The sequence below is a fragment of the Paraburkholderia edwinii genome (assembly GCF_019428685.1).
Lineage (GTDB): Bacteria > Pseudomonadota > Gammaproteobacteria > Burkholderiales > Burkholderiaceae > Paraburkholderia > Paraburkholderia edwinii.
Genome location: NZ_CP080095.1, coordinates 255,945 through 279,222, shown reverse-complemented (window position 1 = coordinate 279,222; position 23,278 = coordinate 255,945). Strand labels below are relative to the sequence as shown.

19 protein-coding genes are annotated in these 23,278 nt (G+C 57.1%); 7 read left to right on the top strand and 12 right to left on the bottom strand.

The window, feature by feature from the left end; translation table 11 throughout:
* Window positions 1-13: 13 nt before the first annotated feature.
* The 6 genes from KZJ38_RS01185 to KZJ38_RS01160 all read right to left on the bottom strand — a co-directional run bounded on the left by KZJ38_RS01185 (window position 14) and on the right by KZJ38_RS01160 (window position 3,050).
* Window positions 14-571, bottom strand: coding sequence for a hypothetical protein (locus KZJ38_RS01185; protein WP_219798419.1), 558 nt, complete (start codon window positions 569-571; stop codon window positions 14-16).
* Window positions 572-573: 2 nt separating this feature from the next.
* Window positions 574-810: a hypothetical protein gene (locus tag KZJ38_RS01180; protein ID WP_219798418.1), complete on the bottom strand. Its 237-nt coding sequence runs from the start codon at window positions 808-810 to the stop codon at window positions 574-576.
* Between the two features lie 34 nt (window positions 811-844).
* On the bottom strand, window positions 845-1,081 hold the full coding sequence (locus KZJ38_RS01175; RefSeq protein ID WP_219798417.1) for a hypothetical protein: 237 nt from the start codon (window positions 1,079-1,081) through the stop codon (window positions 845-847).
* 102 nt (window positions 1,082-1,183) lie between these two features.
* Window positions 1,184-1,891 carry a hypothetical protein gene (locus KZJ38_RS01170; RefSeq protein WP_219798416.1) on the bottom strand — a complete coding sequence of 236 codons (708 nt, stop codon included), beginning with the start codon at window positions 1,889-1,891 and terminating at the stop codon, window positions 1,184-1,186.
* The gene (locus KZJ38_RS01165; RefSeq protein ID WP_219798415.1) at window positions 1,888-2,502 is read right to left on the bottom strand and encodes a hypothetical protein; all 615 of its coding nucleotides are present in this window, start codon (window positions 2,500-2,502) and stop codon (window positions 1,888-1,890) included. The genes KZJ38_RS01170 and KZJ38_RS01165 overlap by 4 nt, the downstream gene beginning before the upstream one ends.
* Window positions 2,499-3,050, bottom strand: a complete 552-nt coding sequence (locus tag KZJ38_RS01160; RefSeq protein WP_219798414.1) for a PAAR domain-containing protein — start codon at window positions 3,048-3,050, stop codon at window positions 2,499-2,501. Before KZJ38_RS01160 ends, KZJ38_RS01165 begins: the two co-directional genes overlap by 4 nt.
* 288 nt (window positions 3,051-3,338) lie before the next feature.
* Here KZJ38_RS01160 and KZJ38_RS01155 point away from each other — a divergent pair, with 288 nt between their 5' ends.
* Complete coding sequence (locus KZJ38_RS01155; RefSeq protein ID WP_246641599.1) at window positions 3,339-3,893, top strand: YdcF family protein; 555 nt, start codon at window positions 3,339-3,341, stop codon at window positions 3,891-3,893.
* A 106-nt stretch (window positions 3,894-3,999) separates the two neighbouring features.
* Here KZJ38_RS01155 and KZJ38_RS01150 read toward each other — a convergent pair whose 3' ends face one another.
* Window positions 4,000-4,851 carry an AraC family transcriptional regulator gene (locus KZJ38_RS01150; protein ID WP_219798412.1) on the bottom strand — a complete coding sequence of 284 codons (852 nt, stop codon included), beginning with the start codon at window positions 4,849-4,851 and terminating at the stop codon, window positions 4,000-4,002.
* A gap of 106 nt (window positions 4,852-4,957) precedes the next feature.
* On the opposite strand from KZJ38_RS01150, the gene KZJ38_RS01145 reads away from it, so the two are divergent.
* The 3 genes from KZJ38_RS01145 (at window position 4,958) to KZJ38_RS01135 (ending at window position 7,453) form a co-directional block, all read left to right on the top strand.
* Entirely contained in the window at window positions 4,958-5,656 is a 699-nt protein-coding gene (locus KZJ38_RS01145) for a glutathione S-transferase family protein (RefSeq protein WP_219798411.1), read from the top strand.
* Between the two features lie 168 nt (window positions 5,657-5,824).
* Complete coding sequence (locus KZJ38_RS01140) at window positions 5,825-6,265, top strand: zinc-finger-containing protein (RefSeq protein WP_219798410.1); 441 nt, start codon at window positions 5,825-5,827, stop codon at window positions 6,263-6,265.
* Window positions 6,266-6,391: 126 nt separating this feature from the next.
* A complete protein-coding gene (locus tag KZJ38_RS01135; RefSeq protein WP_219798409.1) occupies window positions 6,392-7,453 on the top strand; it encodes an HNH endonuclease in 1,062 nt (353 codons plus the stop codon).
* An 89-nt stretch (window positions 7,454-7,542) separates the two neighbouring features.
* Here the strand turns inward: KZJ38_RS01135 and KZJ38_RS01130 are convergent, their stop codons facing one another.
* The 5 genes from KZJ38_RS01130 to KZJ38_RS01110 form a co-directional block, all read right to left on the bottom strand.
* Window positions 7,543-8,436: a restriction endonuclease gene (locus tag KZJ38_RS01130; protein WP_219798408.1), complete on the bottom strand. Its 894-nt coding sequence runs from the start codon at window positions 8,434-8,436 to the stop codon at window positions 7,543-7,545.
* Between the two features lie 282 nt (window positions 8,437-8,718).
* Window positions 8,719-9,975, bottom strand: coding sequence for a TIGR02679 family protein (locus tag KZJ38_RS01125; RefSeq protein WP_219798407.1), 1,257 nt, complete (start codon window positions 9,973-9,975; stop codon window positions 8,719-8,721).
* A gap of 15 nt (window positions 9,976-9,990) precedes the next feature.
* A complete protein-coding gene (locus KZJ38_RS01120) occupies window positions 9,991-14,175 on the bottom strand; it encodes a TIGR02680 family protein (RefSeq protein ID WP_219798406.1) in 4,185 nt (1,394 codons plus the stop codon).
* A gap of 4 nt (window positions 14,176-14,179) precedes the next feature.
* Window positions 14,180-15,457, bottom strand: a complete 1,278-nt coding sequence (locus KZJ38_RS01115; protein ID WP_219798405.1) for a TIGR02678 family protein — start codon at window positions 15,455-15,457, stop codon at window positions 14,180-14,182.
* Window positions 15,457-16,950: a TIGR02677 family protein gene (locus tag KZJ38_RS01110; RefSeq protein WP_246641598.1), complete on the bottom strand. Its 1,494-nt coding sequence runs from the start codon at window positions 16,948-16,950 to the stop codon at window positions 15,457-15,459. The genes KZJ38_RS01115 and KZJ38_RS01110 overlap by 1 nt, the downstream gene beginning before the upstream one ends.
* 1,646 nt (window positions 16,951-18,596) lie before the next feature.
* On the opposite strand from KZJ38_RS01110, the gene zorA reads away from it, so the two are divergent.
* From zorA to KZJ38_RS01095, 3 genes are read left to right on the top strand one after another with little or no spacing between them, the layout of a single operon-like run.
* On the top strand, window positions 18,597-20,828 hold the full coding sequence (gene zorA, locus KZJ38_RS01105; RefSeq protein ID WP_219798404.1) for an anti-phage ZorAB system protein ZorA: 2,232 nt from the start codon (window positions 18,597-18,599) through the stop codon (window positions 20,826-20,828).
* Between the two features lie 4 nt (window positions 20,829-20,832).
* Window positions 20,833-21,543, top strand: a complete 711-nt coding sequence (locus KZJ38_RS01100) for an OmpA family protein (protein ID WP_219798403.1) — start codon at window positions 20,833-20,835, stop codon at window positions 21,541-21,543.
* Window positions 21,534-23,276, top strand: coding sequence for an EH signature domain-containing protein (locus tag KZJ38_RS01095; protein WP_219798402.1), 1,743 nt, complete (start codon window positions 21,534-21,536; stop codon window positions 23,274-23,276). Before KZJ38_RS01100 ends, KZJ38_RS01095 begins: the two co-directional genes overlap by 10 nt.
* Window positions 23,277-23,278: the final 2 nt, after the last annotated feature.

Here is a 23,278-nt window from a genome sequence, read left to right as displayed (position 1 = left end):
GCTTTCGCATTGCTCATTTGGGCGACGGAACCGCGATTCGCGTTAGCGCCGCGCCCGGCAGCCGATCCGAATAGGTTTGTTCGGAGTGTGTGCCTTCGCCACGCACATAGCGGTAGATGACGTAGCGCCTTGACGATTCGTTTCTCCCGGTGTTGGGTATCACAACCAGCATTCCTCTCGACGACAGATCCACGGCTGACGGTCGCTCGCGTTCAGCGAAATCGATTCGCTCGGTTCTCTGTGCCTGTGTGTTGTAGCGGATCGCAACGCCTTGCAGATAGTTCGAACCGAATTCCCCCGTCACGAGGAGAACGCGTTCCTTTTTCCCGATGCATAGCGCCTGCGCGGAATCACCACGCGATTGATTTTCCTCGCCCGGATAGATGCGCGTCGGCGCGCGGCTGTCTTCACTAACGCAGTAGATCGCGGACGAATCGATCGAGTGGTCGCGCAACAGTCGCAACTCATGGCTTCCGTCGTTGCCCAGCGGACAGATCGTCACGACTTCCAAGCCATGGGCCGGATAGTGAAAAAGAGCGAACACCGTGGCGAAGGGTATGGTCTTGGGCACTATCAGTCGCGAAAAAATACATGAATGAAAAAATAGCTACCGAGGAGGCCAACAAAAGCCAACACGATCACCGGCGTTGTCCGTAAAAAATCAAGCGGGCTCCGTGGCAAAGGTGTTTCTTCTTCTCCATCCAGATTCCAGTAGTCGATGGCCGTCCCCGGTCCGCAAAGATTAGTCAATATCAGCACTGCGGAGAGAACGAACAGTGCTACCAACACGAGGAACAAGATAGACGACATAGGACTGCTCGGTCAGCACAGTTGCCTATAGACATTACCCGTAGCGGGTAAAGCTGTGGATGCCGACGATACAACCGGCCATCACAATGATCGCCACCACTAGTACCGGCATCACGCGTAGAAAATCAAATGGACTCGGCAGCGATCGTTTCTTTTCCCCATCTAGGTTCCAATAATCGATACCCGATTCCTGTCCGAAGAGGTTGATCAGAATGACTGCCGCCGAAAGCACGAACAGTCCGGTGAGCAGCACAAAAACGAGTGTGGACATGGAGTCGCGTGGTCAATGGTTGGCGTAGCGCATGAACGCATCGAGTTGGTCCTGTCGAGGTTGGCGAAGCGCGCTCGAGACAGCCAGTCGCGCTGACTACCCTTAGTCGCGACTCTGAACCGAGAACCGGAATGGTATTTCCGGATCAGTAAAACGCAACCGGATTTCATCGTCAGTCTTTGCGAACCGCCGCTTCTCAAACGTGTAGTACGACAGCAATAGGCCCACACGAGCCTCGTGTTTGTCGTCGTACAAGTAGCTGTTCTTCGGAAAAGCGATCTTGCCGCTATCATTCTCCACGACAGCGCGGCATGACGAGAGCAGACTGGGCAATTGAAGAAATGTCGCTTTGCCTTTCGAGGCAAGTGGGTCAACGAGCAAGTAAATCTGCGTGTAGCGGCCTGCCTCGCCGGATCCGCTGCCGTGGCCTTGCAAGCAAATGAGAGCGGGACGACCATTTGCCCGCGAGGCTTGGAACACGTCAGCGGAGTCGGGATAGATAAGCGACGAATGTTCTCCAGGGAAGCGAGTCGCGTTAGCAAATCGAAACGTCTTGCCGTTGACCGTGATGCGGTTCTCCCAGACCCAAATGCGCAAAGATCTTCCGTCCAGTCGAGACTGAAGTTCAGTGAAAACGCCCGGCTCACCTCGGATCGAATGCAAAACCCCGGCATCGAATTTGATCGGTGCAGCGAATACTGCGTGGGGCTGCGCTGCATAGAACGGGTCGTAGTCTTCGTAGACACTAGCAGCGAAAGCATTGCTAGCAAGAACGCCCAAGGCCGCAGCATACATGGTCGTTAGCTTCATCGGTATGCTTTCCCCCCGGTGGCTTTTAGATAATCTGGGTTGTGCTGCCAAAAGACGGTGCTGCCGTGCGCAGCCGTCGAAACCCATACCGAATCGTAACGACCGCGTTCGGCACCATCGACGATTTTCCCGGTTTTCCTATTTACGATATTCCACCGAGCAATCCGCATCCAGCGTCTTTCAGGTACACCAAAGATGTTGTGCGCAGGATCGCCCCACTTAAATCCATTTCGCACCTTGGGTCGGGTTTCGTATCGAGTCTTGAAGTCAAGGCCGTCCCACCAATATGCACCGTTCGACGGATCTGGTCCGTCGTTGGCTAACGCCTTCCGCGCCCAATCGGCCGCTAGCTTCATTCCCTTATCGTGTTCGATCTCGCCTTCGCTGGCACGCATCAATCGATTAAACCGGTCGTTGGAGCCATTCCACGCGTAGGCATAGTCATTGTCCGCGGCACGCAGTTCAGTAACAGTCTTTCCGCCCCAAGCTCGACATCGGTTTGCGACAGCAAATGCAATACCGCCGATTTCCTGCGAGTCATTCGCTATTGATGCCTCTCCGTACGCGATGGCGGCGAGCAAACGTACTTCCTTGTCGATTGCGTCGGTCATCGCACACTCCCTTGGTACCAAGCCACAAAAAGCAGATTCGGATGATGCTTCACCAGAACGGCTTGTGTTTTTCCGTCCACAAGGGGCGCATCGTAAATGACGGTCTGCCCATTGTTCGAGAGCTTGTACGTCATGCCGTCGATTGGCTTCTCAGTTTGTGCATCCACGATTTCGAAGTACTGCTCGAGCTCATCGCCGTCACGCGATGCAGGGGTCTCGCCTGCACCAGCACGATGCGTTTCGAACGCAGCCAGCTGACTCGCGCTGAACTCTTGGCAGCCTTTTCTCTGCGACGCAATCATGACGGGCGACGGGTTGCACTTGCACAGGCAGATGTCACCCTCAAGCGCCTGTTCTTTTCCGAAGATGCTGCTGCGCCAGCGTGGCCCCTTCGCTGCGATTGTCCCATCCGTTTTGCAGGTCGGGCAGTGAACCTTCGCGCCGATATAGGTCATAGCGCGGTCAAAATACATGTAACGATCCTCTCCTTCAAGAACGACACCACCCGCCGAGGATTTGTCGCCCCTCCTCAAAAAATATCGCTGCACTTCGCTCGCTCCTTATCGGTTATCGCGCAATCAAGCTAACGAAGTTTTGTTGGGTTGCTAAAGAATGTCCATAGAGCGCTTCAAGATTTGACAAAACATAACAATCAAAAAGAACTTTTAAGAGGCACTTCGGCGAATCATTAGGCGAGATCTGCAAGCGTCCTAGAAATAGACTTGCCATTGAGACGATTGCATAAAGCGAGCTTGACGTCGGCGTTAAAGCATTCAATGATTCTCCGCCGCTTCGACAGAGGCAGTTGCCAAACAGACATCAAAGAGGATTCACGCTTGAAGCTTTTAAAGTGGGTAGCATGCGCATGGCTATTGATCAGCATCACAGTCGCCGCTACAGGCATGCTGTCTCGCACGCGCGCTTCAGATGTCGCGATCGTCTTGGGAAACACGGTTGACGAAGACGGCATTCCAGCCCCAAGCCTGGCGGCAAGATTGAGCCGCGCGAAACAATGCTACGAAGACCGCGAATGCAAAATGATCTTCGTGAGCGGCGGCACCGGTTTATCTGGCGTAAACGAAGCCACATCGATGCACGCATGGCTTTTGCGCAACGGCGTGCCGGCGGACAAAATCGTTGTCGATGCAGACGGAAACAACACGTGGGCAACAGCACGTCACGCGAGCGAATGGATGCGAGCCCATGGCCATTCGAGCGCTATGGTGGTGACACAGTATTTCCACGTGCCGCGTGCCATGTTGGCGATGAAGCGTTTTGGTGTTGCAGAGGTCAGCGGCGGCTATCCGCTATTTTGGCAAGTTCGCGACGTCTACTCCGTCTTACGTGAAGCTCCCGCGTTCGTGTGGTACGCGGTGCGCCCATGCGGGTGATAAAAACCGCGCGAACAGCGCTCATCAAGCCATCGCGGTAACCGGTTTCACTCGTATTGAACAGAAGTCCGATTCTCGAACCCGCCTGCAAGACGACATACCGACGTTATCCCACCTGACTGTCGGCCAATAATTCCCGCTGCCCAGCCAACCATTGCGTCGGCGTAAGCCCCACCCCATGCGTGAACGCCCGCGTCAGCGCACTAGCACTGCCGTAACCTACCTCGAGCGCCACCAGCTTCAGCGCGAACCCCCGCCGCAACAACCTCTTGGCCAACCCGATACGCCATTGCGCGAGGTATTCACCAGGCGGCATCCCCACGGTGTCCGTGAACGCCGCTGCGAAGCGCGAGCGGGACATCCCCGCCATTCTGGCCATGAGTTCCAGCGTCCACTCCTGCGACGGATCCGCATGCATCGCGGTCAGCGCTTTGGCAAGCCGCGTATCAGCCAAGCCGGCGAGCGAGCCGCTCTCGACGAGCTGGCGCCGGATAGCAAAGCGAAGTAGTTGAATTACCAGCACCTCGGCCAGTCTGTCGACGACCGCCGCGTAGCCGCACGCGCGCGCGTCGTATTCGGCGAATAGCGCCTCCTGCACGGCTTCGAGCGAGGGCACGCAGGTAAATGGAATCGAAAGAATCCCGGGCAAACTGCGCAGCAGCGGGTTTTCGTCTCCGAGTCCCAACTCGAAAGCGGCGGAAATCACTTCAGCGGTGTCGCCCTCGCCGGAATCGAGCCGGTACGAACGCGGATGCCGCAAGAAGACCGCGCCAGGTGTCACGATAACGTGCCGGCCTAGCGTCGTGCTCGTCAATACCATCGAGCCGCCGCGCACGAGATGCAGATGGCATTCCTCGCCGCCCCCTTCGAAGCTTTCCGTCCCGCTCAGGCCGCCGCCACGAAAAACGCGCGCACGCAATTCGAAGCGGTTTAGCAAACTGGACAGGCGATCGATCATGGGACGGATGGTTTAAAAATCAGGACTATTGGTCACTTATTGTCCTACCCGCTGCGATACATTGGCAACCTCGTTTGTATGTCGCTCATTGCAAGGAGGGGACTTCATGATCAAATTTTTCTACCACCCGTCGCCGAATCCCGCGAAGGTCGCGCTCTTTCTTGAAGAGGCGGAATTGCCGTACGAAATGGTGCCGGTCGACACCCGCAAGGGCGAACAGCACACCGATGCGTTCCGATCCGTCAACCCGAACGGAAAGACGCCCGCGCTCGTCGATGGCGACGCCGTGATTTTTGACAGCAATGCCATTCTTCTCTATCTCGCGGAAAAGACGGGACGGTTTCTCCCCGCGAACGAGCCTGCCGCGCGCGGCGACATGTACTCATGGCTGATGTTCGTCGCAACCGGCGTGGGTCCGTACTCGGGACAATGCGTGCACTTCAGGCATTTCGCCCCGGAGCCGAAGACCTATGCGGTCAATCGATATGACTTTGAGGCATGGCGGCACTGGAACATCATTAACGATCGCCTCTCGCAACGCCGCTACATGCTCGGTGACACCTACACGCTCGTGGATATGGCGGTGTGGGGATGGGCCGGCGTCGTGCCTTTCCTGACGGGAGACCCCGAAGCGTGGGAGAAGCTGCCCCATCTGAAGCGTCTGTTCGATGAGATCAACGCGCGACCGGCCGCGCAACGCGCCACGGCATTGAGAACGCGCCACGCTTTCAAGACCGAAATGGATGAAGCCGCGCGCCGCGAGATGTTTCCGCAAAACGCGCGACTTGATGCTACGGCTTCGTAGTGTTGACGTCCGGTCAACATGTGACATGGCGGGCGCAGCGCTGCGCTCGCCGTGCGACTCAACCGCGCGTGTAAGAGCCTCGCCCTCACCTTGAGCGGTCCACGCTCTGTCTTGCGGTCCGAACTTGCTATCCTGTGACATCTCTTCGTCCGTGGAAGGATGGACCTCGTGCGAGTCGGCCGCCCCGTCAAAGCTCTCCCCCAACCGCATTGCGACTACTGCGGCGCGCGTGCGCAGCTCGCGCAATTTGGCGACGCGGACTATCCGTACCGCGATGACCATGGTGCAGTGTGGATCTGCACGGCGTGCGCGGCATGGATCGGGGTGCGGCCACGCAGCAAGCACAACGTACCGCTCGGCCGCCTTGCCGATGCGCCGTTACGCGAAGCAAAGAGCCGCTTGCACGATATGCTCGAACCGTTAGCGGAGGCGAAGTCGCGCCGCGACGGCGTGAGTGTCTTCGAGGCCCGCGCCAAGGCAGTCCGATGGGCTGCGGCAGAGCTCGGTTTCGATCCGTTGCCATCGAGTCTTCATGCCTTTACGCTTGATCAGTGCGAGCAGGCGCTACGATATGTAGAAGCGTGGAAGGCGCATCGGCACGGGGGCTGAAAGCCGAGGCGCCTCGATGATTGTGCAAGCTTCTAGGCGTTCCGAATGCTGCGCAAGGCAGCGGCATGAAGAATCAGAGCAAAGCGTATGATTCGGCATTTGCCAAATTGATCGCTCGTTCTCGCGATGCCCGAACTTTTAACTCCTACCGCGGATCAGCAACTTGCCTTTTTGCGGCAGCTACAACTCATATTTGATGAAGGCGAGTTCAGTTCCACCTACAAGTACGCATTGCTACTCGCCCTCGGGGAGCTTGCAGTCGAAATGGGCGATGACACGGGTTCATCGCTACAAATTCCGATAGAACGAATCGCCGAGAAATTTATCGAGTTTTATTGGCCGCAGAGTGTGCCATACGTTGACATCGATTTGGGTGAGTCTGTCGTTCTGTTCCAGAACTTGGGGCAGCAGCAAGCTTCTGTCATTACGAGCTTGCAGCGACTGCGATCTCAAGGCATTACAACTTTGACGCAGGCGAGAGAGAGTTCGCACTGGTCCGAAACCGTCCGAAGCATATCGGCTACGGTGAAAGAGATGCCTATCCGATACCTACAAAACGTTGCGGGCACGACCATCTCGTTCCTTTATGCATTGCCCGTTATCGGAAACGTGGTCGAGCTATTGCCGGGTGTCTCGTACAATCTCCGGCAGTTTCAAGGATTCCTTCAACAACTGGCACGAACCGGATGGACCGCCCACGTTAGCGCTAATCGACGCAATACAAGATTGATCGGGCGGTCCGCGAGACTTGAACGGTTTCTGTTTGGAACGTCAAGGGCAGACCTTTCGGATGTCGCATTGATCTTGCGTCCCCTACAAGAGGATCGTTGCTTTTTCTGTCAGGGAAGGTTGTACGATCAGGCTGTGGTTGACCATTTCATTCCTTGGTCGCGCTACCCACGGGACACAGCTCTCAACTTCGTCGTCGCACACGCAACATGTAACGCGGATAAACGTGAATTGCTTGCCGGGCAGCCGCACCTTGATCGTTGGCTGGAACGCAACTATCAGCGGCATGAGGACATCGGTTCGGCAATTGCGGAACTCGGCTTTGTATCAAATCTGACAGTTACGAATACCATTGCGAAATGGGCTTATAGGCAAGCTTTCGAAGCGAAGGGACATTTCTGGTTGCGGCATAAACAAACGGAACCGGCTACCGCGGAGATTTTGGTAGCCTTTGCCTGAAGCCGGCCAAGCCGAGGCATGCGGGCACAGCATGCCTCGAGCGACCGTCCCAACCGCGAAGAGATGGATTGTGCGACCGGCTTCGTTCACTAGCCTTCCGGCGAAAGAAAATAAACCGGCCTCAACGGCATGCGCCTGCGCGCTTCATCGCTTAGGTTTCTGTAGTGATCCACCCACAAATCATATAGCCTCCGTATATCGATGAGAGTGAGGCGTCGGCGCTCTTGATTTCGGGCTGCATCGACCGCGTCTTTCGTGAATCCCCCAAGTGCTACAAAAAGACCCACGTCGTCGTCTCCGAGCACGGCAAGGAACGAGCGCACGCCGTCCACATTGACCGGTTGAACCTGACGCTTTACCTGCACCTTAATACGAGGTGGCTTAGTGCCCAGCGGATCCGGCCAAGCAAGAATATCCATGCCACCATCCTTTCCCGGGGGCGCTACCCATTCCACGTGATATCCCATTGCGCGCAATAGATCAGCCACCAACGACTGGAAATCGTAGGGGTTCATCTGGTGCAGGTACTGTGATATCTCATCCCACGCCTGTTCTTCGGCTTCTTCAAGGGTAATGCTGGCCGCTTTACCGCTAGAGGTGTCGTCTGATTCTTCCGGGGTCGACGGCTCCGCATCAGGTTGGGTCGCGCGCCACTGCTGATATAGCTTGACCGCCTGTTTAGAGAAGGCTTCCGGGTCCTTGATTGTTTCGTAGGCTGTCTTCCCTTCCTCGGTAATCAGCCACGTGCCCTTGTTCTTAACTAACCAGCCAGCTTTGACGCAGTCGACCGTTGCAAACCGCACGATCTTATCGAATCGTCGTCCGCCCGAGTCGTATTCGCCCTGCTCATACTCCGACAGAACGACTTGCTGTTCGAGTTGTTGCAACGCTAGCCGAGCAGGTAGCCCTTCAGGCGACAACGTTAGCAGCTTGAATAGTGCGCGTAGCAGCTCGCCGGTGCGTCGTCGCGTGATTTCGGCCATATTTTATCTTTCCAGCGGTCAGGTGTTACGACGTGTCTACCCGCGTCTCAAGACAACTCAGGCCGATCTACGTCAAAGAATCAGATTGTAATTGACGCTGCTTTTCGAACTCGCAATTTTGATCAGTATCGTGCCTTTCCTAGACTTGCAAAGGAGTGACTCGTCTCGCAAATTACTGTGGGTCCGACAACAATAGGTGGGTGACCACCGCGAGCATGGGATAGAGAGCGCCTCGATTTCAGCTGTATCGTTTCGATGTGAGAGTCAAATGGTCGCCCAAGCTTAGCGTAGCCTTCGATCCAAGTCCGCGAGCAACTCACCGCTAACCGCTTCCTCCGCAATTCCGATCCTGTGACGCTCCATCGACTCCGTCAAAAGCGGATCCCATAAAGCGGTAACAGACAATCCCGTCAAATTCCCTTCAGCATGAGGTACTTTGGATACGGCCGCCTCATATTCGGCCCTCCCATACCGCCAAGGCTTGGCTGCCCAGTTCCGAATAACATGGCTTGCAATGCCGATTCCCGCCCAATCAAAATCCCCGTGATACAGCAGCTGAGCACCTGATGCCACTAACTGATCAAGCAAGACCCGTTGAGCAGCCGCAGGCATGCCATCCGTGCAAACAAGCGGCGCACAAGCTCCTCCCAATTGATCGGCTGCAATTGCGACAACATTGGGGTTCTCACAGACATAAACGTCCCGGCCTCGAACATCCCACGTGGGTGCACGCCGCAACAGACGTCGCAATGAGAGATACACCGGCTCACCTTCGTCGCAGAACAAGTTCTCCGATTGCACGGGAACATTGAGAATAAGCGCGGGTCTAGCAAGCTCATTGACGACGACCCCAGCCTTCGCCCATACCTCTCTCACCGATTCACTTAGGCGTTCGGTGCTGCCATCAATTCCAGATTCGGCGATTTCTTCGATAGATTGCGTCCGTCGATAAACCGCGAGCACAAGCGTTGCTATCGGTTGGCCATTGTCAAGTGCGTGCGCGTCGCCGAGAACATCGGCTGCGAGCTGTGATCGCGGAACACCTTTGGCAGGCAACCGGGACAACACGGCCGACGCGTGTTGCAATAACCGACCGGCCGCATGAAGGTCGGCTTTGGCGAGCCTCTTGAGCAGACCAATCGATCCAGTCGAATCAAAAAGCCTCGCAATACGCGGATCTTCGCAACGGTTGCGGAGGGCAGTCCACTCCGCCTCGCGTTCAGACTTCGTCACAGCGGCGGCAATCGGCCCGTCGAGTTCCTCAAGTGCTTCCTTCAGCGAATTCGCAACGCCGGCCGCGTTCAATGCGGCGTCAACGGCAGCGACATCGAGCACGATCGACTGTGCGCCGCTCGCTGGCCGCCCTGTCATCATCGCCAGCGCTTCGTATTCGGCCGGAAGCAGTCGCGCGAGCCGGATAAATGGCGGTGACTCATCCGCAGCAAGGCGTGAAAAGCGCTCACGCAATCGTTGACGTAAAGCCGCAAGTTCCGGGCGTCCGAGCAGATTGTGAAGCTTCCTGTTCGATTCACCTTTCATTACAGGGCTCGCGATTTAAGACGGTGATAGATGTCGTTCCGGATCCGGCGCCGACCGACGCGACTTGCCGTCCCAGATCCACCTTGAAACATGAACTGCGTCGACGCCTTCGCGGCGTTGCAACTGGCAGATCGCGACGCCTGGCAGCTCCGCATAACATGCCCATTCCCGTTCACTGGTAATGACGAAATCAAGGTCGAATTCTCGAATAAGTCCCATGCAATGAGCGCGGGCCAGGTTATCGATTCCAGCAAATGCCTCATCGAGCAACATCAATCGCGGCGCATGTGGATTGCCGCTTCGGCTATAAAAACTGGCAATTGCTGCGAACAATGGTACCGTCAATCCTAGTGCACGTTCCCCGCTCGAAGCCGGGCCACTCAGCTTCCTCCACTGACCACCCTGATATCGTTCGACACGGAAGCGATGCCAGCGGCGGTAGTCGAGCGCGCGGGAAAGTTGATCGAAGAGGCTCACGCCGGTATCGGTACCGCCGAGGATATCGCCCGAGTCCGCACGGTCACGTTCAGACTTGATCTGAAGCTGCAACATGTTGCCGACGACCTGTCGATCCTCGCTTGTCCAAAGATCCGAGCTGGTATTGAGAAGACGTTTGCGGGCAAGCTCGAGGCCAATTGGGGCGCCCTCGGCCTCAGTGAGCGGCTGCCATAGCAATCGATAACGCACCCCTGTCGACGTTGGACGCTTTTCAAGTTCCTTGTTGACAGCGACAACCTGCTGCTCCGCAGCGCGAAGCATGTGTTGTATCTCGGATGCAATCTCCGCCTGCAGATGATTTTCGAGTACAGATCGTTCATGCGCGGATAACAGCTCGCTGCGCTGGGAAATCTCGTCTGCCAGGCTGGCGGCCAGCTGTCCCGGCCTTTCCTGCCTTCGGTGATAAGTGACATGAACGACGAGCCCCCAGTCGCTTGTTTCGGCAACGACCTGATGGCCTAATGCAGTCAACGACCGCTGCAAGTCCATGAAGACTTCGTTGACCTGCTTCTGAACTTCGTTCCACGTGTGGTCGTCGTCCTTGATATCGCTAAGGGACTGCTCAACCCTGCGTGCCAGCGTGAGCGCTGGGTCGATCGTCCATTCATTCGCCAGCTCGGGAATTTCGAGTTCAGGCAGCGCCGATAGCAGCAAGTTGCTCGAGGCGAATCGCTGCAATTGTGCGATCGCATCCGCACGCGCTTGCGCGCGAGTATCGAGCGTCGCTTGCGCGTCTTCCAGCTTCTGCACAGCGGCTGCACGATGTTCGCCAGCCACGCGGCGCTGATCGCTTAGTGTCCTTTCCGCCTGCTCGCTTTCGTCCACGGCATTTCGTGCTTCAGCTAGCTTGGCGCGTAGGCTCGCCACCACGACGCCAATAGTCTCCTTTAACGTCTCGAACCGCGTGCGCAGCTCTTCAGCTTCTTGCCGGACCGATGCCAGTTTTTCGAGGCTTTCCTGATATCGGTCATCCAATTCCAGCATATGAGCTCGCTGGCGCTCGAGATCCATCTGGAGTCTCCGGCATTCTCTTATGAGGCTGAGCATGTCATTTTGTGAGTCCATGCAGTACACCAGAGCCTCTTCAACTTTCGCGAGCTCTACTTCATTAGTTGGCAAGCGGGAATCCTCTGCATCTCGAGCCAGTCTGTCGCTTGCGGCGCGATAATGATCCTCTGCCTCGCGGCACTGCGCCTCCACCCGATCCAGGCGTGCCCTTGCCGACATGAAATCGCGCATCGCCACCGCCACGCTCTGCATTGCGGCAAGCAATTCGGTATCTGCCGGGGCACTCGACAATTCGAGCGCTGCGCGTGACCGTTGTACCAGAAGATTGTCGAGATCAAGCATCACGCGCGCGAGCATAGATTCGAGCTGGGCGATCTCCGCTCGAATCGCTTCCAGGCGTAGGTCACGAGCTTTGGCGCGCGCTGACTGTCCGATGTAAAGTGCCTGTGGTTTGCTCCAGTCTCCGCTAAGAGGACCTAGCCGGAATAGACCTGATGGGGAAACCCACGCCTCGCAGGCCGCATCGTCGTCTTGCCCGCATGCGACGCCGCGCAGAAGCCTTTCTACTGTTTCGGCAGACACAGGCGTCTCAGGGCCACAATCTGATTGCAGCCAGTCAGCCAAATTTTCGGCAGGCGTAACGGGCCGCGTGCTCCAGTGGCTGTCAAGCCACGGCTTTCCATCCGCCAGAGAGACTTGTCCGTCAGGCTCTACCCATGCATCGAGCAATCCCGACGCTTCGAGCGCGGCCTCCAGGCCGGCCCGTTGTGCGTCGTCCAGCTTGTCCTTGAAATCGACCACGCGCCAAAAAGGCGCTCCGGAGCGTGCCGTTCGCATTTGCTCGGAGCGCGTATGTGGCGCGGGAGGCGCCGGGTCACGTCCAGCGTTCAACTCTGCGCGTTCGTTCTCAAGTTCCTCGACTCGAGCCCTGAGCATCTGGCGTTCTCTCGCCAGATCGGCCTCCGCCGATGCCAATTGCGTCTGGCGATGCTGGTAAGCGCCTTGCAGCGCTTTTCTGGCAGGGTTCTCGCCGTCGGGTTTGGCAACCCAGTCGGCCAAGGTGGCAATGTGCTGGTCCGAATCGAATTCCAGTTGCTGTAGGCTTGCACTGTAAGCGACCCAAGCATCTACGAGTGTCTGCCCGGTGCGTTCCGCCTCCATATCGGCATCGGCCCGACGTTCGGTCGCCTCCTGTACATCGAACTTGGCTTCTTCAACGCTTCGTTGCACCTCACGTAACCGGACTTGTGCCTTTTCCACATCGCGAATGCGATCTTTCAAGGTTTTGATTGCATCGCGCCGCCCGCTTGTGGCGTTTCGAAGACCGACCGCAGCCTGGTCGAATTCTCGATCATTGATAGACGCGACGTGAGCGGGATCGGTCGTCAACAGGATGTTGCCCATGACTTCGCGCGCGAGCCGAGCTGTCTCCGCATAGGTCAGGTAGCTGCCGCGCGCCCTGATGAGAAACGCCCCTTTCGAACGCACTTCTTCAACGTATTCGTTTGTTCGTCTCGCCTCGGTGTCCCGTAGCTGGCTCGCCCGTGAGCTTGCTTCCTCTTCTTTCGTCACATCGGCGTTACGACGCTCGAGATCCTTTTCTGCGTTCTCCAACCGGTTGGCATCTTGCATGGTTGGATTCGATTGCAAGGTCTCAAGCCGTGCGCGTGCGGCCCCTTTTAGCAACTGACCCGCCTCGAGTTTCTCGACTGCATTTATCTCCGCCGCTTGCGCGGCTTCAAGGTGGTCATGCGCAGCGTTTCGCGACTGGCTCGCGTTGTCGAATTCAGTCTGCGCCTGTCTCAATTCCCGGGCTTGCCGACGGCTCTGGATACGTGCATAGCGCTCGTATCGACGATTGAAGTGCTGCACGGCGCCATGCAACTCTTTGATGTTGTCCAGTTGTTGTCGGTCTTCTTCCAGTTGATTGAGCGCCTCTGCTACGTCGGTCAAGAGCGCTTGCGGCATCGGTGGAAGTGCTTCTGTTAATGCATGTGAGAGCCCGGCCTCGTCGGGCTTGCGTGAAAGCTGAGGTTGCCGCAGCTGAATGAGCGTATCCATCAGTGCGTCGTACCGCTTTTCGCCCAGATTGAACAATCGCTCGTCGACGGCATGACGATACAAGGCAGCGTTATCGTATAACTTGCCGTGCCCATCGATCGTCTCGCGTAGCCGATCACGAGTGAGTACGGTGCCTTGCTGGTTAGTCAACCAGAAATCTCTGCCGATGCGAGAGCCTCCGGTCAATCCGCCGGCAAGCATGAAAAACCATGCGTCTACACTTGGCTTGCCTTCCACAGCCGATAGGCCTGCGCCGAGCGTGAGATAGTGCATTTGGCCTTCCCGATCCCTGCGGCCAAACTCGATCCACGTGTATCCGATGCGCCGTTTGTAACTGCCCACAAGAAGATTCCATGCCATCCTCTTCCCGCTGTCTCCGTCGGGCTCGACCCTATTGGGCCGCAAGTTCGCATCGAACAGGAATGGAAGGGTAAGTGACAAAACTTTAGACTTGCCCGTGCCGTTGTTGCCGCGAAGCAGAAGGTGGCCGTCGTGGAACCAGAACTCCTCACTGTCGTAATGGAACAGTTCCAGCACACCCACACGCAAGGGCTGCCAGCGTTCCAGAGACGGTTCAGGAAGAGTCTGAACGCCGTTCGCAATCGGTGCGGGAAAATTATCGTGTTCACTCATGATGCTAAAGCAACGTATTGTTTGAGGGACCAGCTTCGCGCACGTTCGACTGAATCTGCGCGTCGCCGATTGCGAAACGACAGATGGCTGGCAAGGGTAATACTTGATCGCCGCTGCGCTCGATCAGTCGAAGGTTTTCCAGCCTGGTGAGCGCTGTGGCAGCCAGAACGTCCTCGGCACCAGGTTCACGGGCAGACTTGCGCCAGTAGTGGCCATGGTGGACGCTCGCGTCGCGGATGAATGCGACAACGGCTGCTGATGTTGTTTCGCCGGAGCCGGGTTCGTGTTTTGCGCGTGTCGCAAGGTACTCGGCAACCAATAGCGTGACATGCGCTTCCGTGCCCTCGGCCGGCATCGCTATATCCGTCAATGTTCCGTCGTCCGTCAATGCAAGGCCTTCGGCTCGCTGTTCGGCGACGAGTCCGGTCGCTTCGCATAATCTCACTGCCATCGCGCCGCGTTGATATGTGAAGTAACTCAACGACTCGGGATCGAGCGATTTCATGTAGACAACCGGGTCGTCGAGGAGGCGCCTCGCCAGCGCGTGGCGTATGGCGGTACGGTGTCCCTCTTCCGTGTCGGGTACGTGCTCGGAGACCAACGCATTCAGGCGCTCTTGCGAGCTGACTGGCGCTTCCTCGCGCGTCCAGGTGGACGGGCCACGTACCGCCGCAAGCATGCCCGATAGCGCTCTGCGCTGAACATCGTAAAGCGCATCGCCATCGGGGGACTGGGAATGAATGAAGTCGTCTTCGTCGCCGGCTACTCGTGTCAAAACGCCCAGGTCGAGCAGTAGTTTACAAACCGTCACCAGTTCGCGTCGCTCGGAAGCGCTCGTCAACGTGAACGAAAAGCCGCGTTGAGCAAGGTCAAACTCTAACGAGAATTCCATTAGCTTCTCGCCAAGTTCGCGCAACGTGGTCTGCAAATTCGCGCGTTCAAGCACCGCACATGCGAGACATAACAACACATAGCGCCGACGATCGAAGTCTGGCAAACCGCGTGTCGCATCTTGTGTGTCCGCAGGTCGCTTATACAGCCGGGCGCCGTCGCGCTCGACGACCAATCCCCATCCGGTCTCACGAGTAAACCACTCACGGAGCTTGTCGGCCTGTCGACGCACCGCTGTGAAACCCGGATCCCCAGGCGCGAGGAGCGGCCGCATCAGCAAGGCTCGCAAAGCACTCTGGAAATCTTCGCGTTGCTGACGGGCTTGCATTTCGCCGATATGCTGGCTGCTTGCCGTCTGGGAGCGATGCGGCCTGCGAGTTTCACGGTTCATCAGCCGTCAACCTCCGTAATGGTGATCAGGTGATCTCGCCCGCTGAAAGTGCCAGCCGGCGTATGAATTCGCGCAAATGAGCCTCGTTCGAGCGGCTCAAGACGAATCAGCAAAAGTCCGTCTCCCGTGTGCCGCTCGACTGAAGTGTCCGGATCGGCCTGCTCGCTCAAAGCCTCGCCCAAAAGATTGAGAAAGAGGCTGAACTCTGTAGTGTTAAGTTCGCCAAGGTCGGAGAGCCGCTTTTGCCGGCCCGTCGCAAGCCGTTGTCGAGCGGTCTCAACCTGGCGCGATTCTTCGGCGAATTGCACTGATAGCAATGCTCGTTCGGCGCTTCGATCTCGTACTTTCGGCAACGGGCCGCGCGGCGCCATTTCCCCGTACTCGCGCAAACGAGGGGTGATTTCAAGCGGTGGTGCATCAGCCCATGATGTGCTTGCCGGCACATCTTCGGTTGCGATCGGATTAATCGAATAGTGTCGTGCGGGGTTGAGTGCAAATGCCGCACGTGCGAGACGATGTGCTGCCTCGTTGCTTTCGCACGCGGCAAACCAGCCGGCGAGCGTGCGGAAATCGGCAGAACGGTCGCTGCGGCCGCTTCGACGATCGTTGATCGCAGCGATTGCGCCGAGCAATTGCGGGATGGCTGCGCGAGCTCTCGATCGAAGGAGATCTGCTTGCGGCGGTACTTGACCACTCGCCAAAAACCATCCACGCAGCCCTTTCCATCGGTCAAGCCATTCTCGCCAACGACGTGTGCGTTCTTCCGCGGCTTCAAGCTCATCCGCAGGCGCGGCGTCTCGTGCCTCTCGTTCTGCTACCTGCTGCAAGGCGGAGTTGATACGGGGAGCGATCTGCTGAAGCATCGCTGCGATTGCATCCGAGCGGTGAACTAAATCGCCGAGGAAGCGTTCCAGATAGTCGATGAGTCGACGCTTGTAGTTGGCCACGACATTCGCTTCCGCTTGGTGCAGTTCCATGCTTCGCGCGACACCCGCCATGAACGCCTGTGCATTGTCGGCAAGCTTCTCGAACACCTGCACGAGGTCACGCAATATCTCATGAACCTTTGGCACGTCCAGTTCGTCATGGCTATCGTTGAGCAGAATCAGAAGGGCGCTCAACCGTGAAGCGATGTCTTCGAGCGCAACAGTCTGGAGTTCAGCTTTTCGTCGAAGGCTCTGGCTGAAAGTTGCAAGCGCGGCTTCGATGGCTTCGCCGCCTGCGGATAACCGATAGAGGAAGCGGGCCCTGTAGAAATCGTTTAGCGTCGATACTCGCGCTGTGTCTGGCTGCGATTGCAGGTTTCCCCATTCGGAAAGCTGGGCAAGCGCCAGGTTGAGATCTTCGGATCTCGGCACTTCATCAGGCCACGCTGCCTCGTCCATTATCTCGTCCGGCCGCAATTGCAATCGATATTGCCTTTTTGCTGTCGCGAAGACGTCGAGAATGGCGCGGTATAAGCGTGCTTTTTCGGCAGTCACGTGTTTGAACAAGTCAGCGTTGTCCGTTATCAACCGCACGTCAGCCTCCTGGTGTGATATTTCGTTAGCAATGCGGCGACCAAAACTTGGCGCCTTGCTCAATATCGCTTTGTTGATGCGAGGCGCATTAGATCCGTCACGGTATCTTTGAAGCTTTCAGGCGCGAGAGTCAATTGCCATACTGATTGATACTGCATCGCAGGCCTCTTTTAACTACTGTCCGTGCAACAGATCAGGCGCTCCATCCATCGTGATTGTTGCCTAAATCAACTTGTTTTTATGTCGCTCGGTTAGAGAACTCGATCTCTCCCTCGGAGGATAGCAATTATTTTTTTCGAGAGGAGCTTGATATCAGTGACGCAAAGAAATAGGCCTTCCGATGAAACACTCCTAAATTGGAGCACACCGCCTTCATCAGATTCATCAGTTATGACCGTCGTTATTCCACCGGAACGGATCACTGTCTTGGGCCGCAAAGCGCGTTGTTTTTCCGGTCGTCACAGGCAACTCCGACCAAACGAAATCCTGACCGTTCGCGACGCGATGACTGGCTCGTCTGCGCGCTACAGCGCAGAGCGGCGGGCGATTGCCGACACATGCAATCGCGATCTCGTCTAGGGATGGCCAGGAATGGCGAGGTATGTAAGTAGTGGAGGCCGAGCCGAATGCCGCGCATCGAGCAATCGCCACTATCGCTTCAAGAGTGGTGTGCGCCAAAGGAGCCACGCTGAATGTCGACGACCTGCGAAAACACTGGCGGAGCAGCACCGTGCCCGATTTTTACGATCGATTGAATCGCCGATTTTGTTTTTTGTCGAGAGTCCTACGCACTGCTGCCGCGAACGCCCTACGAGCTGGACGGTAACCAACTCCGCGCGCTGCCCCAACATGACCGATGCAACGGAGGTCCGTCCTAGTGTCACCTGGTTCGACGAGATGCTGCCGGAGTCCAATGGGATACGGCGGTCTAAGCGAGCGACGTATTGTCCAGCGTCAGCGCGTCATCGGAAGTTCAACCTGCTGCTGATTTGATTCTTGTTGCCGCATGACGCCGGGCGACGATCGTGCATATCAACTACATTCAACGACTTTCGACCGCGTCGTGCGGTTCTCTATCTTGTCGGGCTGTCGGTGAGATCATGTCGACGCTCTTTGATGCGGTATGGACTTCGAACTTCGACAATTAGATCGATGAATCGTCGTCGCAAGAGGAGAACCCTGGAAAGCCGTGACCGAATTTCTGCAATCGGGTGAGTACTGAGGGTTACATGCGATTTGCATACGTCCGTGACGACTATAGTCTCCTCTTCATGGCACGTACTGGCGCAAATGTCAGCGTATTCATTTGTGACATAACCTGGCATCACATCGCCTGTTTAACACCTTATAATCGCTCGGCGCGGCCACTACAAACGGTCGAATTGCCGCCGAATCTACCAACAGTTCTAAAAATTCGGAATCTTGGTTGATTGCGCGGGACAACTGCTGAGCAAGCAGAAACAATACGCGAAAAAAGGCGATAAAAAGGATTCCCACCCGTGACTCATGGGAAATCGAAAGAACTGACACCGGACGCCTGCGCATAAGGCGCAAGTACGCGCGTTGCACTACTGATCAGTGCCGTCGCGAGGCGTCCGGATCAAACCTACGGGTACCAAATGACCGACGGGCTTGCAAGTTTTCTGGCGACCTTCAATCCAGCTCTGCGCGAGCTGTCCGGCTTCCCTCTTGCCGTTTTTTGCCTCGTCTTGCTGCTTACCCTCCTGTTCGTTGCGGGGTATGTGTGTAAAGGCTCGCAAGTTTGGTGGCAACTCCGCGCGGTAATTCGCGGAGTCAGGAGCGCGGGCCTGCATCCGGACCCAGACGAGGTCGGCAAACACTTTAATCGTGCACCGCTGAAACACCTTTGGCTGGAATATCGGGACACCCTTCATCCGTTGCGCCGCACAGCCAATGGGACCCCAGAGACCCGGGCGACGCTGCCAGCGGAAACCTATTTCACGCGAGATGTATTGGTAGATGCTCGACTGTTCGATGATTTCGCGCGGCACCTTCCGGGCATCCTGACAGGGCTCGGAATTATTGGAACGTTCGCGGGCCTTCTGCAGGGCTTGAGTGGGTTTGACCCGTCGAACCCGACCAAAGCGGTTTCCGGTCTCACGCCGCTCCTTGCCGGAGTTTCCCACGCATTCATTGCCTCGGCCGTCGCAATTTGCTGTGCCATGGCCGTCACCTTTTTGAGCCGTTTGACGCTCGCTTACCTATATGGTCTGGTCGAAAAACTGAATCATGCGATTGACTCGCTCTACAACACAGGAGCGGGAGAAGAATATCTCGCGCGACTTGTTCACGCTTCCGAAAAGAGCGAGGCGCACGCGGCTCAGCTCAAAGATGCGATGGTGGAAGATCTGAGCCGCATGATGACGAATCTGGTTGAGCGCCAGATTGAAGCGCAGGCGAAGGCATCCACGATGCTCGGGGAACACATCGGAGAGACCATTAACAGGACGCTCGCTGCGCCGCTCCAGCGGATGACCGATGCGATGGAGCAGACCAGCCGTGGAAACGGGGAGGCTGTCAGCAGCATGCTCGAATCGATGCTGGCGGGATTTATGGCCAAGCTCGAAGACACCTTTGGCGGTCAGATGCGCGGAGCGAGCGAACAGATTGAGCGGTCACTGGGCGCCATGCAGGCGGTTCAGAATTCCATGCAACAGTTGCTGGGCGACATCTCCAGAACCAACGAGCACGCGTCGACTCAGGTCACTAGAAGGCTTGAGGAGGCCCTTACAAACGCATCCGCAAACCAGGAGCTGATGACCGCGCAAATGCGGGACTTCGTAAATGAGTTCCGACAACTGGTTGCCGACGAGCACAGCAAGTCCAGGCGAGTGATGGACGACACCGTTGGTCAGGTGATGGAGCGTGTCAACGAGACGCTCCAGAGCCTCGCGGACAGCAGGAGTCGGTCAGCGCTGCAGGAACAGCAGCGCAATGAGTCGCTGGGCCGCCGAACCGAGGAAATCATCACCGGCCTCTCGGGCCACCAGGAAATGATGGCTGCGCAGATGCGCCAGTTTGCGGTCGATCTGGGCGTCGATGCCGCGAAACAGCAGGAGGCCAACAGCCAGACGATGAGCGATGTAGTCGGCCGCGTTCTGGAGGAAATATCCGCTTCTGTGGCCCAGTTACAGGCAACACGGGACGCGGCCGCCACTCAGGAACAGGCTCGGAACGAGGCGCTTGCTCTCCACACCGAAGAAGTGGTTGCCAACCTATCCGCACAACTGAAAGTGATGATCGAAGCGGTTACTGGCCTGTCTGCGCGGACGCAAGCCAATATCGACGCGCTTCAGACTGTCAGTATCCGGGCAATCGATGGAATGAACAACGGTGCGGCAACCATGAGTTCGGCGGCGAACCGGTTTGAAACCGCGGGCGCTTCTGTTGCTAACGTGTTCGAAAAATCAGCGGCCGTTGCGAGCGACTTGCAGCGCGCCACTTCAGTGCTCCAGTCGGCGTCCGCAACGGTCACTCAGGCATTCCAGCAGTATGACCGTACCCGTGAGACCGTCCAGGAATATGTTGGCATCCTGAAGGGGCTCGTCGAGTCTGCTGGAAAAGAGGCTGGGCTGACCCAATCCATGCTCACGGACCTTGAGCGGATTGTGCAAACGCTCCGCGAGGCGGAACGGCAGGCCACCGAATATTTGAACGGCGTCAATGAGACACTTACCGAGTCGTTCGAGCAGTTTGGCAACGCTATGACGAACCAGCTGCGTCAGACCATCGGAGAGACGGACCGTCATCTCGGTCACGGAGTCCAGCAGCTGACCGGCGTCGTCCAGGAGCTCGGTATTGCCCTTCAGCGCATGAAGCGCGCGGCGTGAGTCCATGTTTCCACGAATCGTAATCAAACGCCCCGGCAGGTCCGATGGCGAAAGTCCTTTCTGGATTTCTTTTTCAGACTTGATGTCCGCACTGATGACCCTGTTCCTGGTCGTCATGGCCGCCACACTTATCACCGTCACGCGGAGCGTTTCGTCCGTTGAGCAGCGGAAGGTACAGCGCGAAACGGATATCCGCGAACTAATGGCCCAAATCAAGGAAGTGTCGCGGCGGTTTCCAGAGGTAAAGGTAAACGAAACCACTTATCGAATCGACCTCGGCGACATCGTCCGGTTCGATAGTGGAAGGTCAGACATCTCAACCAGCGGGGCGACATTCCTACGCAACTACGTACCGGTTCTTCTGAAGGCGCAACAGACAGATATTGGCAGGAAATGGATTCGTCGCATCGTCGTGGAAGGGTTTACCGACCAGGATGGCAGCTATCTATACAACTTGGGGCTGAGCCTTGATCGCAGCCGACGCGTAGTTTGCGCGCTTTTCGCTCTACCAAGTCAGGACGAAATACCATTGAGCATTGCACAAAAAGCCCAGATCCGTGACCTCTTCCTTGTCGGCGGATACTCATTTAATTCCACAAAGGAGTCCAAGGAAGCGAGCCGCCGGGTCGAACTGAAGGTCGACTTCTGGGCGCTCGATGAGCAGCCCTCCGTACCGCTCGCACCCATCTCAAATGAGTTCGGGCAATGCAGCTAGGTACCGACGCGCTCGCCCGACTGAAGACGGCGCTTGACAGGAAGCTTGCCGCTTTCCGTTCCGACTATACGGGACTGGGACAGCCGGCACTGGTGGAAAAGGCGAGTGACCAGGCACGGCGGGCTTTTCAAGAATACGCAAGTGCACGTCCTTCTGCGCACGACGCATACGCGTCTGCACTCGCCTTCCTGCGCGGACAAGAACTCGACGAATCGCAGAGAGACACTCTTGCAAGCGCTCTAAATCAGCCGGTTGCCGAGCGCCGGGGAACGAGGCCCATAGGCAGCGACAGACTGGCCGCACTTCTCGGGTACTACCAGGACGAGGCGGCCGCCGGCACGTTGTGGCGTTTGACCTGGTTCGGGCTGCTAGTTTCGTATTTCTCGTACGACCCGCTTTCCGCGCAGGAGAATGAGCATAACGGGTGGTTGTCGCTGAGACAGTTACTTGTTACGACTTGGCCGTACATCGACAACGCCAGCGGTAAGGCGACGGTCCCCGAGTGGCTTGCCGCTTTGCGACGGCACCCCGCGCTCATCAGTGAAACGGCTGCGGACGAGTTCGCGGACCGTTACATTGCCGGTGACCGGACTACCCTCGATTTGATTGTTGAGAGCGTCGGCATCCCGGAGAGCAGCTGGTTCTGGCATGCATTGGTCCTCAGCGCGGTGAAGTCGAGCGTCAGCTATGCGGACGAACGTTTCGTGGCGCAGATACCTCGACTGATCGCACTCATCAAATCTCGGCCCGTGTTCCGCGATGAAGCCCTCGAAACGCTTCTCGAACGATATTGCCGCATTCCCGGGCATCCCGTCCACCATGAGCTGCGGGATTATGTCGTGGGCAAGGACGTCTGGCGCAATCCAAAACTAAAGGCGGCAGGCATTGCGACAGCATGGAATCGCGTACCCGATACTGTCTGGCGAATGGTCTTGCAGTGGGTCAATGAAGGTAATCTGCGCGACTTCTTCGATGTGCTGGCGGCCCGCAATAGCGCCGACGAGGGTCGACTTGCGTTCTGGAGCCGCTATATGCAGCAGATTTCGTGGACCCGCCTGATTTTCAGCAGTGAAACCGTCTTACTCGCGCGGAGCAACCGCGAAATCCGGGAGCTCATCGCACGTGAGGTGGGCGCGTACGCGACGCTATACGGGAACAAGAACATCGATGCGTTCATCATGCAGATTGGCGAGTACATCATTGTCGAGTTCAGTACAACGGGCAATGCCGCGTATGTGTACGACTCTGCAACGCTCCAGTTCGACAGATACTCACCGACCTATCACGGCGGCACCGAAGATTTGCGCTACGGATTTCGCGCTGGAGCCCGTTGCCGAATCATCCATAACGCGGGCTGGCAGTCCAGTGCGGCGTACGAGCTAGGCCGGCTTGGCATACGGCCCGATGACGACGCGAAGCAGTCGCGACTGCCCCGCCACGTCTCAGTCGAAACGCGACCAGAGAAGACGCCACCCCGATCGGGGCCGGGGGGGCCAACGTCGGCGTCGCCCACCGCCCCATCCCGAGTCGCCGCCCAAGCGCCGTTTTCCATGGCGGCGCTCGAGGCCGAGGTCGAGCAATACATTGGTGCCTACATCGACGATAGGCGCCAAGCCACTGGCGGGCGACTATGGGTCGAAGACCCGCAACAGGACATGGCGCTTGGCCGACAACTGAGGGCGTGGGGCTTCAAGTGGGCTAACTCACGTTCGGCGTGGTATTACGCGGGGTAAAT

What these genes read in the sequence shown, in the direction of transcription:
- KZJ38_RS01180 (WP_219798418.1), bottom strand. Translation starts at nt 810, where the DNA reads ATGTCGTCTATCTTGTTCCTCGTGTTGGTAGCACTGTTCGTTCTCTCC.
- KZJ38_RS01175 (WP_219798417.1), bottom strand. Translation starts at nt 1,081, where the DNA reads ATGTCCACACTCGTTTTTGTGCTGCTCACCGGACTGTTCGTGCTTTCG.
- KZJ38_RS01170 (WP_219798416.1), bottom strand. Translation starts at nt 1,891, where the DNA reads ATGAAGCTAACGACCATGTATGCTGCGGCCTTGGGCGTTCTTGCTAGC.
- KZJ38_RS01165 (WP_219798415.1), bottom strand. Translation starts at nt 2,502, where the DNA reads ATGACCGACGCAATCGACAAGGAAGTACGTTTGCTCGCCGCCATCGCG.
- KZJ38_RS01150 (WP_219798412.1), bottom strand. Translation starts at nt 4,851, where the DNA reads ATGATCGATCGCCTGTCCAGTTTGCTAAACCGCTTCGAATTGCGTGCG.
- KZJ38_RS01145 (WP_219798411.1), top strand. Translation starts at nt 4,958, where the DNA reads ATGATCAAATTTTTCTACCACCCGTCGCCGAATCCCGCGAAGGTCGCG.
- KZJ38_RS01135 (WP_219798409.1), top strand. Translation starts at nt 6,392, where the DNA reads ATGCCCGAACTTTTAACTCCTACCGCGGATCAGCAACTTGCCTTTTTG.
- KZJ38_RS01130 (WP_219798408.1), bottom strand. Translation starts at nt 8,436, where the DNA reads ATGGCCGAAATCACGCGACGACGCACCGGCGAGCTGCTACGCGCACTA.
- KZJ38_RS01125 (WP_219798407.1), bottom strand. Translation starts at nt 9,975, where the DNA reads ATGAAAGGTGAATCGAACAGGAAGCTTCACAATCTGCTCGGACGCCCG.
- KZJ38_RS01120 (WP_219798406.1), bottom strand. Translation starts at nt 14,175, where the DNA reads ATGAGTGAACACGATAATTTTCCCGCACCGATTGCGAACGGCGTTCAG.
- KZJ38_RS01115 (WP_219798405.1), bottom strand. Translation starts at nt 15,457, where the DNA reads ATGAACCGTGAAACTCGCAGGCCGCATCGCTCCCAGACGGCAAGCAGC.
- zorA (WP_219798404.1), top strand. Translation starts at nt 18,597, where the DNA reads ATGACCGACGGGCTTGCAAGTTTTCTGGCGACCTTCAATCCAGCTCTG.
- KZJ38_RS01100 (WP_219798403.1), top strand. Translation starts at nt 20,833, where the DNA reads ATGTTTCCACGAATCGTAATCAAACGCCCCGGCAGGTCCGATGGCGAA.
- KZJ38_RS01095 (WP_219798402.1), top strand. Translation starts at nt 21,534, where the DNA reads ATGCAGCTAGGTACCGACGCGCTCGCCCGACTGAAGACGGCGCTTGAC.